Raw genomic sequence first — 14,539 nt, forward strand, 5'->3', positions numbered from 1 at the left:
GGTGACGCCCATGGAGCGCCGACTTGCCGCCGTCCTGATCGCAGACGTCGTCGGCTATGGCCAAAGAAGCCAGATCGACGAAGAGGGCACGCGCGCCCTGTTCCAGGCCGATATCAGGGAGCTGTTCGAGCCACGGATCGCCGCCCATCGCGGTCGCCTGATCAAGACCATGGGCGATGGCGCGCTGGTCGAGTTTCCAAGCGTGGTCGAAGCGCTGCAGTGCGCGGTGGAAATCCAGGAGGAAAAGGCGACGCGGGAGCCCGGCGACGCCTGCAAGGCGCAGCTCCAGTTCCGCATCGGCGTCAATGTCGGCGACGTCATCGTCGAAGGCGACGACATTCATGGCGATGGCGTCAATATCGCCGACCGGGTCCAGGGACTGGCGTTACCCGGCGGCATCGCGCTCTCCGGTCCCGCCTATGACCAGGTCAAGGGAAAGCTGCCGCTCGCCTTCGTTTCGCTCGGCGAGCAGCGGGTGAAGAGCCTGTCCGAGCCGGTGCGCATCTATCGTGTCGCCCTCGGCCCGCAAACGCCAGGCGCGGCCACCGGGGAGAGCGCACGACGCCTCGGCTGGCGCATGCCGGCCGCAGTCCTTGCCGGCCTGCTGCTCGCGGCGCTCGTTCTGGCGACGTTCTGGCAGCCCTGGTCGGCGTTCGAGACGGCATCGTCGAAGGCCAGGTCTCTCGCCGATGCCCGCCCCTCGCTGGTCATCCTGCCCTTCGACAACATGAGCGGCGACACCGGCCAGGACTATATCGCCAACGGCCTCACCGAGGACCTGACGACGGCGCTCGCGCGCGTGCCCGGCCTCTTCGTCATCTCCCGCAACACCGCCTTCGCCTACAAGGGCAAGAGCGTGGCCCCGGCCGAGATCGCGACCGAGCTCGGCGTCCGCTACCTGCTTGAAGGCTCGATCCGCCGGGTCGGCGACACCATGCGCATCAATGCGCAATTGATCGACGGCGCCACATCGGGCCACATCTGGGCAGACCGCTTCGACGGCCGCTGGCAGGAGGTCTTCGCGCTGCAGGACAAGGTCGTCGGCAGCATCGCCGGCGCCCTGCAGCTGCGGCTGGTCGCCGACGTCGTTCCGGCGCGCGCCGGCGGTACCAGCAACCCCGCCGCCTACGACGCCTACCTCAAGGCCATGGACATCTATAACAGGGACAACACGCCAAAGGAGTTCGCCGAAGCCGTGAAGCTCCTGCAGCAGGCCGTGGTGCTCGATCCGGATTTCGGCGCCGCCCACGCCCAGCTTGCCTGGGCCTATTGGGATGCCGACACCACCCGCGCCGTGATGATGGGACTGTCGGTCGACGAGGCCCATGCCAAGGTGCACGAGACGCTCGAGATTGCCGCGCGGCATCCCTCGTCCGCCTACTACCAGCTCGTCGCCGAACTGAAGGTGCGCGAGCATGAATCGGACGAAGCCGTGAACGTGCTGCTGAAGGCGGTGGCGCTCGACCCGAGCAACAGCCTCAATCAGCTCTCGCTCGCCCATGCGCTGAATTTCAACGGCAAGCCCGAGGAAGCGCTTGGCTATCTCGACGCGGCGGCGCGCGTCGATCCGAATTCCTGGGTGGAATCCCGGCTCTACGAGACGGCGCTTGCCGAGTTCAGTCTCGGCCGCTTCGAAAGCGCGGCCCAACGGATCGAAACGATGAATTTCAGCGCAACCGACCCCTGGCCGAAATTCTACGCCCTGCAGGTGCTCGTTGCCGCCTACGGCCATCTGGGCCGCTACGAGGCCGCCGCCACGGCACTCGCAAGGCTGAAGAAGGCGGTCGCCGACGGCTATCTCGGCGAGCCCAGCCAGCTCCTGACCCAGGACTACATGGTGTTCAAGAACGTCGTCGACATGGAGCGGCTTCTGGTCGGGCTGTCCAGGGCGGGCGTGCCCGAAATGCCAGGCTTCGCAAGCGACGGGCTGGCACCGGGCAGCCGGCTGAACGGTGCGGAAATCCGGCAGGTTCTCTTCGGCAGCCGCATGCGCGGCCGCACGACGTTTCCGAAATCGGAACCGATCGAGCAGACGGTCGCATCCGACGGCGCCTTGGTGCAGACCATCGGCTCAAGGTCGCGCAACGGTTCGGTCTGGGTCCAGGGGGACTTTTTCTGCAAGTCCTTCCCCGGGGAACTCGCAAGCTGCGGCGCGATGTTCCGCAATGCCTATCGAACGCCAGGGCGCGACGATGTCTACAGGGCCGTGCACTGCTGGCAGCAGTATGAATTCTCGGTGGTGAAATAGCGGGCCCCGTCATCAGGCACAGGATCCGCTGCCGGATGGATCACGGCTTCACGCGCGCGTCACGATCGGCGCGTATGCGGCTGGTGATCGAGCCAGCCCCGGGAGTATGAGGAGCGATGATGCTGATCTGTCTGCATGGGAGCAGCGGTTCTCCTGAGGAGTGGGGCACGTTTCCTCAGGCCGTCGCACCCGATATGGGTATCCACCGCCTCAAGGGCGAAATTGCTGACAATGGCGGCCATACCTTCTTTTCCAAGCGTGCGGACCGAAGCCTCGATCCGGCCGAGATGGTCCTGCGCGCCGATCAGTTGGCAGCCCGCATCGCTGCGCTTGGTGCTCGCTCCGACGCACCGCTTCTCCTCGGCTTTTCGAGCGGTGCGACCATCGCTGCCGCAGCCATCCAGCGCCATCCCGCCCTTGCCGCCGGCGCCATCCTGCTGCGCCCGGAGCCGCCCTTTGCCGATCCGCCGCTTGATCGCCTCGAAGGCCTGCCGATCCTGATCCTCGCCGGTGCGCATGACGAGCGTCGCGCGCCGGATGCAGCCGACGTGCTTGCCCGCCAGCTTGCCGCCGCAGGCGCAGCCGTCGAGCTTCAGACCCTCGACATCGGCCATGCCTGGGAGCCGGACGGTCTCGATCTTGTTCTTGCGCGTGACTGGCTTTCCCGCCTCGCCATAGACCTTGAGAACAGTCAGAAAAAACAGCGCCTTGGCGCGCGATCCTGACTCAAGATCAAAAGACCTTTCGACATCAGCTCGTCTGTCGTCCGCCAAACAGCCAGTTCAGGATCGGCGGAATGAAGGGCGGATAGTTGTGGGCGCTCAGGTCAGGTCCGCGCACGGCGACCGCCTCGTCGATCTCGGGCTCCGGGTCAGCGGCAATGTGCTGCGCGACGCGGGCAACGAGTGCTTCTGCCGTCTCCGGGTAGCGGTAGATGCGCATCACCGTCACCGCCCGTTCCATATGCAGGAGATGATAGCCGGGTTCGGCAACGGCCAGCGCCAGGTCGATGCCGGTCTCCTCCAGCGCCTCGCGGCGGATGTTGCCCTCGATGTCACAGCGGCCGTCGATGATATCGTCAGGCTCGAGCGAACCGGACGGGCTGTAGACGCGCGCCGGATTGGCGGTGTGCGAGCCCATGCGCGCCAGGATCAGCGCGCCGTCGGAGGAAAGGATCGCCGGCATGGCGAAGAGGTGGAAGGCGCCTTCGGCCCTTGTCTTGCGCCACCAGAGGAAGGTCGAATAGGGCACCACATGCCCCTCGGCCCGAACCCGGCCATTCCTGATGTTCAGCGCCCGCTGCAGCACCATGCGGCCGTCGAAAAGGTGCGGGTTGGCCGCGATCTCCCGCGCCCAGTTTTCCTCCGCCCGCCCCATCTCGTTCCGGTGAAACGGATGCTGCGATCCGTTGACGCGAACATCGACGTCATCGATCGGAACGAGGACACCCTCGGCCGGCCATTCCGCCGTATTGCTTTCAACTGCGCTCATCGTCACACATCCAGCTCTATCGCCACGGGGCAATGGTCCGAGGCCTTGGGCCGGTCCCAGCCGGTGCGCGGATAGCGTTCGACCTCCAGCTCCGGCGGAAATATCGTGCGGAACGGCTGCCCGCCTCGAATGACCTCGGGCACCCGGTTCGCATTGCGCGCGGCCAGCGCCGGCGACAGCCAGATATAGTCGAGCTGGCAGAGATGCCGCTCCTGCGGCCCGCGGCTGTGAAACAGCGTCCAGCGGTCAAGCACGGGCCGGCGCTGCATCGGGTTTTCGGCAAAGCCGTCATGGCTAAAGACGTCGAGCGCGCTTTCCTCTTCCTGGTGCGGCACGAACTGATAGCCGTTGCGCCGGTCGCCGAGGATATCGACCTTCTCCTGGTAGTCGTTCATGTCGCCGCAGATCGCAAACATCTTGTCGGCGGTCTGGCCGCGGCCGAAACGGCTCTCGATGATGTGGCGCACGGCGCGGGCCTCCGCCTGCCGGATCGGCATCGTCGCCTGCCGGCCGTCGAGCCCGTCGCGCGCAGGCCCCATCGACTTGAAATGCACCACGTAAAGCGTCAGCGGCCGCCCGCCGATCCTCAGGTCCAGCTCCAGGCAGTCGCGCTTGAAGATCCGGTCGGCGGGGCGGTTGGTGAGGGCCAATCTGTCGTTGAAGAGACCGAGGTCCTCATAGCTGAGCCCCGCATGGCTTTTTACCTCCAGGCATTCGATCGGCTGGCCGTCGCGCGTCTCCTCGCGCATCAGCACCGCGACATCGATGCCGCGCGAATCATTGCCCTCGATCAGGTATTTCTGCCGGTAGCCGTTGCCGACCATGCGGAAGAGATAGTTGTATTCGAAGGCCTGCAGCGAGGCCATGTTGTCGGCTTCCTGCAGGCACAGGATATCCGCGTCGCAATCGGCGATCGCCAAGGCCGACATCTGCCTGGTGTCGTCCGTATGCGCAATGGTGCGCGCCTCCTCCAGCCGCTGGTACTCCGCTTCCGTCTTCACGTCGAAGAGGCGCAGCACCCGGTCCTGTTTCAGCTGGTTGCGAAAGCCGGAGAAATCGAAGCGGCTCAGGAGATTTTCGATATTGAAGGTGGCAAGGCGAAGCGACATTTATCAATTCCGTGGCATGAAATGTCGGGAGCTTAGAGCAAATCCAGCAAAAGTGCGAAGCGGTTTTGCGCCTGGATTTGCGTTGAGAAGAAAGCAATTGCAGGAAAAGTGCGAAGCGGTTTTCCGCCCGCAATTGCGACGTCAGGAAGTGCAAATCCAGCAAAAGTGCGAGGCGGTTTTGCGTGCGGATTTGCGTTGAGAAAACCGCAATTCCGACAAAAGTGCGACGCGGATTTGCGGCAGAACAAAATGCAATTCCAGCAGGATTCGAAGCCGCCTTGCGTCCGGAATTGCGCCGTCACCAGGTTCTGGCGCAACGGCTGGCAGGCCCCTTCGCCACGGCCTTGGCCCGGTTTCAAACGGGCCTGCGACCCAACTTTGACCGGTGTCATCCAGAACACGAACCAATGTGCTCCTATGGCGTTGCGACAGTGTCCCTGCGTTCATGGAGGATGGGTTGAACACCGAAACTGAAATCAAGCTCGAGCTTTCCCTTGAAGATCTCGACCGTTTCCTGGCCTCGGACCTCCTTGGCGAGCCGGCGAAGGTGGAGGCCCAGCGATCGGTCTATTTCGACACGCGCAGCCGTGATCTCTTCGAGGCCGGCTTTACGCTGAGGATCCGCACCGTTGGCGCCGCGCGCACCCAGACCATCAAGGCGACCGGCCCGGGCGCTTCGCTGTTCGCCCGCCCGCAATGGGAGATGCCGCTTTCTGCAGACCGGCCGGTCGTCGATCACAGCACGCCGCTTGCCGGCGCATTCGCGCTCGAGCCCGATGATCTGGAGCCGCAATTTGCCGTCGAGGTCGAGCGCACGACCTTCGACGTCGAGCAGGATGGAACGGAGATCGAAGTGGCGCTCGACCGCGGCGCGGTCGTCTCGGCCAGCCGCCGGACTCCGGTCGTCGAAATCGAACTCGAATTGAAGGACGGCGATCCAAAAGCGCTTTTTGTCCTTGCCCGCCGGATCGAAGCGATCGTCCCCATCCGTTTCGGCGTCATGTCGAAGGCCGAGCGCGGCTTTCGCCTCATTGCAGCCGAGCAGGTCGTCTTCAAGGCCGAACCGGTCGAGCTCGATCGCGACATGGGCGTGGCAAAGAGCTTCCGCGCCGTCGCCCTTGCCTGTCTGCGCCACTACAGGCTGAACGAGACGGTCTTTCGCGAGCGCAGCAACCCCGAGGCGCTGCATCAGGCGCGCGTGGCGCTGCGACGCCTGCGCTCGGCCTTCTCGCTTTACAAGGACATGCTTCTGGACGACGAGAGCCAGCGCATCAGGGGCGAGCTGAAATGGCTCGCGGGCGTGTTCGGCGCTGCGCGCGACGTCGACGTCCTGTTGACGCGGCAACCGGGTCCAGACCTGCGCGAGCGGCTGCAGACGGCGCGTGCTACGCGCTATGCCGAGCTGTTCGAGGCGCTCGACGGCAGCCGCGGCCGTGCCCTCCTCCTCGATCTCCACGAATGGCTGCATGGCGGTGCCTATCTCTCCAACGTGCCGGCCGAGTTTCGCGATCGTTCGGCCGTCGATTTCGCCGAAGCGGTGCTCGACCGCGAGCGACGCAAGCTGAAGAAACATGGCCGCGCGCTTGGCAAGGTGAGCGACGAGGAACGGCACGAGGCGCGCAAGGACGCCAAGAAGCTCAGGTATGCGGCCGAATTCTTCGCCTCGCTGTTTGACGACAAGCGCGGCGCACGACGCCACAGGCGCTTCATCGACGCCATGACGGGCCTGCAGGATCGGCTCGGCACGCTGAACGATCTGGTATCTGCGCCGCTGGTGCTGGAAGACGTCGGCCTGGATGACCACCCCGATGCCGAAGCGCTGACCGTGCGCACCGACAAGGAAAAGCTGATCGACAGTGCCCAAGGGGCCCTCGACGACGTCATCGACGCCAAGCGCTTCTGGCGTTAAGGGGCGAAGCGCAGCGGCGCTTCCATCGCATCAGGAAGGACGCCGCGCTTCGCCTGCCATACGCTATTTCGGAAACAGGAACACGATCGCGGCGCGCACGCCAAAACCTTCCGGACCGTTGTCGGGCGCGGTTGCCCAGTAACGGGCGCCGAGCTGCAGGCTCACCGGCTGCTCGCCGAACTTGGTGAGCTTGGCGACGGAGAAATTGATCGGCACGCTCCAGTCGTCGTGCTTCCAGTCGTAGGTGCTTTCGGTGTTGAGCGTGAAGGTCCAGGCATCCGGCGTGGTGTAGGAGAGGAACGGCTGCAGGAAGGTCGAACTGACATCGTCGCGGTTGTGGTCGCCGGCGACCGACCAGATGTGGTTGGCAAGCATGCCATAGGTCCAATGCCCCTCCTGTTTCAGGAGCACCGCCGTCGGGCCGAGGCCCCATTTTTCGCCGCCGAGCCGCTCGTCCGTCGCGGTCGGTAACAGGAACGCCGGGCCGGCGCCCCAGATCAAGCCGCCCGCCGTCGGCTCCTTCGGCGAGAAGAAGAAGCTCTGCAGCGTGTCGCCGAGCCCGAACTGGTGGCCACTGTCGCCGGCAATGTCGTCCTGCCAGATCACAGGCACGATGGTGCGCGAAATCACGTTCCAGTCGTCGTTGAGCGAGATCGGGATGACCGGCTGGATGTTCAGCGTCACCTTGCTACCGTCGTCAGGACCGTAGCCATGGTCATAGTTGAACTGGAACGGCACGCTGATCAGCGACGCCACCGGGTTCGAAAGCTGCTTGGCAAGATCGGCATCCTCAGCCTGTGCGGGCAAAGCGGCGGCGAGTGCCGCCATCACGCCGGAAAAAGCGATACGCGCATGCATCGGCAAGCTCCCGAATCAGACCGTCAGGCGACTTCAGTACATACGAAATCGCTAAACTGGTCCATCGGATAGGCCGCGACCAGCGCCGAGCGGATCGTCTGCCCGTTGCTGCCGGGCGCATCGATGACGGCAACGCCGATCTCGCGCGCATGCTCGAACGGCAGGCGTCCGCGGATCAGCTCCTCGGCCGCCGCCTGCGACATGACGAGAATGTTGTCGCGGACGTTGTTTTCGTCCGGCTCGATGCGCGGCGGCGACGGATTGGCGTTGGCGTCGAAACCGGCCAAGGTCGGATGGAAATAGCCCCAGGTCCGGCTTTCGATCATCAGCACGTAGAAATCCGGAAGGCTCGCCAGCCTTGAGGCCGGCAGCACCTGCTCGAGGCGCTGCTGAACGGTGGTCAGAAGCACGGTCGCGGCGTGGCGCGACTGTGTCATGTCGATTTCCACATGCGGGTCGAGCTCCGGCAAGAGGCCGGTCTCGATCGCCTGCCGCGTCGCCACCGCGACGGCCAGCGCGTCCGGATGATCGACAGCAAACTCGATCGTCAGTGCGCAGATGGTGCACATCGTCCCCTGCCCTCCAAAGCGCCGCGCGTCCGTTCAGGGCGCGTAATGGTCGCTGCAATTTCTCTGATTTGAAAGGTTCGTGCCCCCTGATCGAACGGGATCGGGGTGCACGGGGAGCGCCGTTACGCAGTGACGATGTTGAACCAGAACTCGAAGTTGTCGAGCAGGCCGACGAATTCCGAGAGCTTCTTCGGATCGCCGGTCAGCTTCGCCTTGCCTTCGACCACCTGCTTTTCCATGCTCGAGATCCCGAGCATGACGTCGTTGAGATCGGCGCGCGTGGTGACGATCGAGACGTCGGCGTTCGGATCGCTCTTGTCCTTGGAATAGTGGATCGCCGAGTTCTCGACGCCGACGGCGTATTTCTCCTTGGTGTCCGTCAGCTCCATGTTGATGGTGATGGTCTTGCCGGCGGCGCGGTCGCCGTTGAGGCGCACGCCGAGGAAGTCGAAGAACATCTCAAGCGGCATGGCCTTGATCGTATCGGGGCTCGCGGTGTTCGGCGTCGGCAGCTGGGTCACGCCTTCGCGCAGTTCCCGTGCGCCCGTCAGGTAGAAGTTGCGCCAGGGGCCGGATTCCGCCTGGTAGCCGAGCTGCTCGTAGGTGTCGGCAAGCAGCTGCTTGGCTGCGACGTTGTTGGCGTCGGAGAACACCACGTGGTTGACCACCTCGGCCACCCAGCGATAGTCGCCCTTGTCGAAGGAAACCTTCGCCTGCCTCAGCACGTTGTCGGCGCCGCCCATGAAGTCGACGTAACGTCGGCCGGCTTCCGTTGGGGGAAGCTGGTGCAGGTTGGACGGAACGCCGTCGAAGAAGCCGAGGCGCAGGTTATATTGCGCCACCGCGTCGTGGTAGACGGTGCCGTAGTAGCTGCGGCAGGCCCAGGTGGTCGCCAGCGTGTCGGGCAGCCGGATCACTTCGCCGATTTCCTTCGGCGTCATGCCGCTGTTGGCCATGCGCATGACCTGGTCGTGCAGGAAGCGGAACAGGTCGCGCTGCTTCTTGATGTGGGTGACGACGCGCTCATTGCCCCAGGTCGGCCAGTGGTGCGATGCAAACAGCACCTCCATCTCGCCCCCGAACATGTCGAGCGCCTGCTGCAGGTACTTCGACCAGAGCAGACCGTCGCGCACCTTGGCACCGCGCAGCGTATAGAGATTGTGCAGCGTGTGGCAGGCGTCTTCCGCAGCACAGAAGGCCTTGTACTTCGGAATGTAGAACATGAATTCCGAGGGCGCTTCCGAGTTCGGCGCCATCAGCACATGAAGTTCGAGACCGTCGACCACGATCTTCTGTCCGGTTTCGGTCGCCCAGTCCGTCGGGAGGGCAAGCCCGATCTCGCCTGACGATGTCGATTTGCCGAGGCCCCCATCGACCTGCCCCATCGGACCACGCGACAACAGGTTGCCGTACATGTAGCTGGCACGACGGCTCATGGCGTTGCCGGCGATGATGTTTTCGCCGACGGCCGCTTCGGTGAAATCGGCGGGCGCGATGATCTTGACCTTGCCGGCGTCGATATCGGCCTGGCTGACGAGGCCGCGCACGCCGCCGTAATGGTCGACGTGGCTATGGGTGTAGAGCACCGCGACGATCGGCTTGTCGCCAAGCTTCGGGATGACCAGCTCCTTCCACACGGCCGCCGCGGTTTCCGAGCTGACGAGCGGATCGATCACCAGATAGCCGGTGTCGGTCTTGAGAATGCTCATGACCGACAGGTCGTAGCCGCGTGCCTGATAGACACCATCGGCCACCACCTCGAACAGGCCATGGATCATGTTGAGCTTGGCCATGCGCCAGAGGCTGGGATTGACCGTGTCGGGCGCGTCGTCCGCCTCGGACGAGCCAAGAAACTGGTAGACGCTCAAGTCCCAGACCGGCGTACCTTCGGCGTTCTTGATGATGACGGGATCAGGCAGGGCGGCCAGCAGCCCTTTGCGCGAATCCACGAAGTCCTGGACATCGTCGAACGGCAGGCCGTTGCGATACATCGCGTTGTACTGCAGCGTCGCGTCGGTCGCCGGCTTTGCCTTGGCCCCGGTCTGCGGCACCGGTGGCGCGTCCTGTGCACCCGCCTGCCCGGGTTTGCCGACGAAGGTGACGGCAAGACCCGCCGACGCCACGCCACGAAGGAAATCTGCTCTGCTGATACCGCTGCTGTCCAACATATGCTCAGTCTCCAACTTATGGTTTTCAGAAAAATCACACAATTCGTGGAGGCGATCGGGGCCGGCCGGAAGTACGTAACAGTTACATCGGGGGGAAAACGCCGGCTTGACCGGTCACAGTGCCGTGAACGGTCGCTCAAAGGCACCGGAAGGTCCGGCAACGATCGCCCCTACTCCGCCACCGCAATCGTCGGCGGCTGCCAGGTGCCGTCGAGGATGCCCTCCTTGCCCCAATAGGCGCGGATATAGAGCGAGAAGATCCCGTGCGGCGCCGGCAGCCAGTTGCTGTCCTTCTCGCCGCCCGGTCGCTCGGCGCCGACATAGATCGTCAGCGAGCCATCGGCATTGCGCTTCAGCATCTTCGTCTTGGTGCCGATCGAGTAGCGATTGTATTCGTTGGGGTGGAACAGGTGCTTGTCGTTGTAGAGCGTCAGCGACCAGAAGCCGTTAACAGGCGGATCTTCGCCGGGTGCAAAGGTCACTTCGTAGAGCTTGACGCCGGTCAGCTGGTCGCCGGTGCCGTCGAAATCGGTGTAGAAATACTGCGTCTCGGTCGGCCGGTTGTCGAACATGTTCGACTTGGCGGTGCCCGTACGGTTGAAATAGTCGATGCCCCATTGCGCATTGTTGACCGAGCGGTTCCAGCCGTTGCCGGCCGGAAGCCCGTTGCGCTGCCAGTCGAAAAACGGCGCGATGACCTTTTCCTCGGTCTCGATCGCCGTGTCGACAAGCATCTGCCTCAGTTCCTCGTCGCGCGCCGTCGCATCGATCAAGAGCCGGAACTGCGCATAAAGCGCCTCCTCGCCCGGCAGCGGATCGACCGCCGCGATCGCATCGGCGAACTGGTCGAAGAATTTTTCCGGCACGACCCACTTCGTCTCGCCCTCCGCCCCGCCTTCGGCCGGCGGTGCCGGCAGGTCGATCAGCTTGGCCCAGTCGATCGTCTTCATCTCGCCGGTGAAATCCTTCAGCGGATAGAACACCACCTGGTTGATCAGCGGCTGGATGGCGCGGTTGTCGTCACTGGTATCGTCCTGGAAGATGCGCGGGATGGCGTTGGCAAGCGAGGTCGGCGAGCGGATGATGTCGTTGATCCCGGCCGGCTTCAGCCCGTCCCAGTCGGGGCCGACCAGCAGGTAGAAGCCAGGTTTCGTGCCATAGGGCTTGCCGAGCTCGCCGAACTGGTCGGTGCGCGCGTCATAGAGCGCGTAGACCCAGAAGCGGTCGCCGAAATCGGGCACCTGCGCCACCACGGGTTCGTCGTCAAGCTCGAAGAAACCGAGACCGTAGACCACGTCCTGGTTGGGACACGTCACGAAGGTTTCCGATGGCTCGATGTAGTTGTGCAGCATGCCCACCTGGCCGCGCGGTGCGGCCGGCAGGATACCGCCAAGCAGGCCCGGGCTCGGCGCCTCGGTAATCCTGGCCTTGCGGTTGAGCATGTTGACGATCGGCCAGCCCCAGACATAGGCCATCTGCGCGATGGTGCGGGCATAACCCGGATGCATGTGAACGCCGGTCACCGGCAGGGTCGGCGCCCCCGGCCCCAGCGCCTGCTGGGCGAGCGCCGGACCGGCGGATGCGGCGACCGAGGCGGCGGTAAGCGCCACAGGCGCCACCGCCCCTCCGCCGATCGCCGCCAGCGAAGCGGCTCCGAGACTGCCCTTCATCATGTCGCGCCGGGACATCTCCAGAGCCCCGGTCTTTTCCAAGGGATCGTCAGACTGCTTTGTCACTCTCATTCCCTTCCCTGAACGTGTTGAAGCGCATCAGCGGCCCGCCGCTGAAAACTCTAATTCACCTTCACCAGATCGTCCGGCTTCCAGGTCTGGTCGTAGAACTCGGTGCCGGTGCCATAGAGGCGCAAGGTCGCGATGAAGTTGCGGTTGGGCGCCGTCTGGATCCAGTTGTTGCCGTCGGCATCGGCAGGCTTGCTCGGTCCGAAATAGAGATCGACCGAGCCGTCGCCGTTGGCCTTGACCTTGTTGAAGGCGTTGATCGAGGGCAGCAGCTGCGGCGTCTCCACCATCGTCCCGTCGGTGACGTTATAGGCGGTCACCGCCCAGAAGAGCTTGGCCGGCGGGTTTGGTGGCAGGTGCAGCTTGTAGGCCTTCCCGCCGTCGAGGAAGTCGCCGTCGGCGTCGCGAACGGCGGTCGGATATTTCGAGCCGGAATCGAGCGTGTGCATGGCCATCGCCGGCGCCGACGAATAAGCCACCTGGAAGAAGCCGGCGCGCTGGTTCACGTCGAGATAGCTCTCCTGGAACCACTCCGCCGTGGCGCCGGCCCAGACGTTTTCGTACTGCCGGTCGGTGTAGTAGAAATTGCGCTTGTCGGACCGGCCGCTCTGACGCAGCGCCATGATCATCCTCGGCGCCGTCTCGACTGCCTTTTTCAGCAATTCCTTCTCTTTGGCGCTCGGCTCGAACGGCTGCCCCTTGACGATGCCGATCGAAGCAAGAACGCCGCGAAGCTCAGGCGTGATCGCAGAGACCGGCTCGTAGTCGACGAATGCCTTGAGCTTGGTCCAGTAGCTGTTGTCGACCGGGTACATCATGTTGATGCGCTTGCCGGAGCCGTTCGGAAACTCCATCGGCCTGGCGTCCTTCTCGGTCGCAAACAGCGGATAGATGCGCGTCCTCTCGGCATTGGCGACGGCCGGCTTCGGGTCAGGCCCGTTATCGCCCTTGCCCATGACCGTGCGGAAGAACAGGAAGACGTTATAGGTCGAGGACGTGAAGGTGTAGTAGCCCTTCGGCACCTCCCCGTCGTAACCGGGCGGCAACAGGAGATAGAGCCCGCCGCGCGCCTCGTCCGGCCCGATCGCGCCGACATCGGTAATGGTGCGCTGGAAGAAATCGGTGAACATGCCGATGACATTCGGCGGTGCGGCGATGACCAGCGGCCCGGTTTCCTTCAGGTCCAGATAGTTCATCGAATAGATCACGTCGGCATTGGGCGTCGGCACCCAGGCGCGCGCATCCATGCGGTCCTTCCAGATCGGCAGCACGTTGTAACCCTTGCCGAATGCCGCCTCCGAACCGTCGCGCATGCCGATGACGTTCAGCGCCGGCAGCATGGTCATGTAGGCGTGCACCGCGCGCTGGTAATAGAGCTCGTCGATGAGGCTGTCGGCTTCGGCCTTATCCAGCCATTTGCCTTTGTTGATCTGCTCGACCAGCGGGGGGGCTGCCCCCTCCTGCGCGAAGGACGGCGTTGCGAATAAGGCTGCGGTCAGAGCAGTCGCGGCAGCAAGGTAGGCAAGGTTCCTCGTCATTGCGTCTCTCCTGGGTTCACGTGATCCCTGGGCGACGCGGGGCCGGTCCCGCCTTTGATGAAGTCGCACCAAGTCGTCCCGAAGAGGAGCATGGCAGCCGCGTGTGGATAAGTACGTAACAGTTAATATTGCTGCTTCGGCAACGGGGCCGCCACCGCAGGTCGAGCGCAAGCTGAACACCGGGGAGCACGCGCGCGCGGCGGTTGTCGGCCGCGCGAGCCTCCGTCGACGTCAGGGTGTAGATGCTCAGTCCGGACATGCGCTGGTGCTCAGTCGGGACATTCGGCACCGGTCTCCACCCAGGCGGAAATCAGCGCGGCCAATTCCGGTTGCGAGCCCGGTGGGGCGCTGCGGCCCTCACCTGGGTGCCACGCCCAGCCGACGAGATGATCCTCGCCCATGTGCTTGATGAGATCGGCGTGCGAGCGGTTGCCGTTGCGCTCGGTGTCCTTCACCTGCGCGCAGATCTGGCTGACGCTGAGCCCCTGCCAGGCCATGCTTTCGGGCGCAAGCTGCCAATGGGCGTTGCCGGGAATGGACTTCAGCCGGCTGCCGACGATCGGCCGGTTTTCAGGGCCGTGGCAGGTGCTGCAGGCAAGGCCGGCGGGCCCCATCGAACTGTCGGCCGCGATCATCAGCGGCACATGCGGGTGCATGTCCTCCCCTTGTGTCGGGCTGCGCGTCGCCGGATGGCAGTTGATGCAGCGCGGATGGGTCAGCACCCGGCTCGCCTCGGCAAAGATCGCCTTCGAGCGGGCGGCTGCGTCTGTGATCGACGCGAACTCGGAGACAGGCTTCAACGCGCCGCCGGAGGTTTCGGCATGACTGCGGATCGGGTCGAAACCGGCGACGAGGCCGGCTGCGGCAAGGACGGCCGCCAGCGGCAGGATGAGGGTGCGCTTGTTCATGG

General features: G+C 64.2%; 12 protein-coding genes. 3 read left to right on the plus strand and 9 right to left on the minus strand.

Annotation, left to right across the window (positions count from 1 at the left end; all coding sequences use genetic code 11):
• Nucleotides 1-10: 10 nt before the first annotated feature.
• Nucleotides 11-2,248 carry an adenylate/guanylate cyclase domain-containing protein gene (locus tag VGO12_RS25605; protein WP_327515529.1) on the plus strand — a complete coding sequence of 746 codons (2,238 nt, stop codon included), beginning with the start codon at nucleotides 11-13 and terminating at the stop codon, nucleotides 2,246-2,248.
• 116 nt (nucleotides 2,249-2,364) lie between these two features.
• Nucleotides 2,365-2,973: an alpha/beta hydrolase gene (locus VGO12_RS25610; RefSeq protein ID WP_327515530.1), complete on the plus strand. Its 609-nt coding sequence runs from the start codon at nucleotides 2,365-2,367 to the stop codon at nucleotides 2,971-2,973.
• A gap of 25 nt (nucleotides 2,974-2,998) precedes the next feature.
• Here VGO12_RS25610 and VGO12_RS25615 read toward each other — a convergent pair whose 3' ends face one another.
• Genes VGO12_RS25615 through VGO12_RS25625 form a run of 3 tightly spaced genes read right to left on the minus strand, consistent with a single transcriptional unit; the run spans nucleotide 2,999 to nucleotide 5,249 of the window.
• On the minus strand, nucleotides 2,999-3,739 hold the full coding sequence (locus tag VGO12_RS25615) for an NUDIX hydrolase (protein WP_327515531.1): 741 nt from the start codon (nucleotides 3,737-3,739) through the stop codon (nucleotides 2,999-3,001).
• Nucleotides 3,740-3,741: 2 nt separating this feature from the next.
• On the minus strand, nucleotides 3,742-4,848 hold the full coding sequence (locus VGO12_RS25620; RefSeq protein WP_327515532.1) for an endonuclease/exonuclease/phosphatase family protein: 1,107 nt from the start codon (nucleotides 4,846-4,848) through the stop codon (nucleotides 3,742-3,744).
• Between the two features lie 32 nt (nucleotides 4,849-4,880).
• Nucleotides 4,881-5,249: a hypothetical protein gene (locus VGO12_RS25625; RefSeq protein ID WP_327515533.1), complete on the minus strand. Its 369-nt coding sequence runs from the start codon at nucleotides 5,247-5,249 to the stop codon at nucleotides 4,881-4,883.
• Nucleotides 5,250-5,305: 56 nt separating this feature from the next.
• Here VGO12_RS25625 and VGO12_RS25630 point away from each other — a divergent pair, with 56 nt between their 5' ends.
• Entirely contained in the window at nucleotides 5,306-6,757 is a 1,452-nt protein-coding gene (locus VGO12_RS25630; RefSeq protein WP_327515534.1) for a CHAD domain-containing protein, read from the plus strand.
• 63 nt (nucleotides 6,758-6,820) lie between these two features.
• Here the strand turns inward: VGO12_RS25630 and VGO12_RS25635 are convergent, their stop codons facing one another.
• The 6 genes from VGO12_RS25635 to VGO12_RS25660 form a co-directional block, all read right to left on the minus strand.
• On the minus strand, nucleotides 6,821-7,585 hold the full coding sequence (locus tag VGO12_RS25635) for a transporter (RefSeq protein ID WP_327515601.1): 765 nt from the start codon (nucleotides 7,583-7,585) through the stop codon (nucleotides 6,821-6,823).
• 53 nt (nucleotides 7,586-7,638) lie between these two features.
• The gene (locus VGO12_RS25640) at nucleotides 7,639-8,184 is read right to left on the minus strand and encodes a hypothetical protein (RefSeq protein ID WP_327515535.1); all 546 of its coding nucleotides are present in this window, start codon (nucleotides 8,182-8,184) and stop codon (nucleotides 7,639-7,641) included.
• 122 nt (nucleotides 8,185-8,306) lie between these two features.
• Complete coding sequence (locus tag VGO12_RS25645; protein WP_327515536.1) at nucleotides 8,307-10,352, minus strand: alkyl/aryl-sulfatase; 2,046 nt, start codon at nucleotides 10,350-10,352, stop codon at nucleotides 8,307-8,309.
• Between the two features lie 170 nt (nucleotides 10,353-10,522).
• Nucleotides 10,523-12,040, minus strand: coding sequence for a DUF1254 domain-containing protein (locus VGO12_RS25650; protein WP_327515602.1), 1,518 nt, complete (start codon nucleotides 12,038-12,040; stop codon nucleotides 10,523-10,525).
• Between the two features lie 104 nt (nucleotides 12,041-12,144).
• Nucleotides 12,145-13,629, minus strand: coding sequence for a DUF1254 domain-containing protein (locus VGO12_RS25655; RefSeq protein ID WP_327515537.1), 1,485 nt, complete (start codon nucleotides 13,627-13,629; stop codon nucleotides 12,145-12,147).
• 269 nt (nucleotides 13,630-13,898) lie between these two features.
• The gene (locus tag VGO12_RS25660) at nucleotides 13,899-14,537 is read right to left on the minus strand and encodes an Isoquinoline 1-oxidoreductase subunit (protein WP_327515538.1); all 639 of its coding nucleotides are present in this window, start codon (nucleotides 14,535-14,537) and stop codon (nucleotides 13,899-13,901) included.
• Nucleotides 14,538-14,539: the final 2 nt, after the last annotated feature.

The sequence above is a fragment of the Ensifer sp. genome (genome assembly GCF_035999135.1).
Lineage (GTDB): Bacteria > Pseudomonadota > Alphaproteobacteria > Rhizobiales > Rhizobiaceae > Ensifer.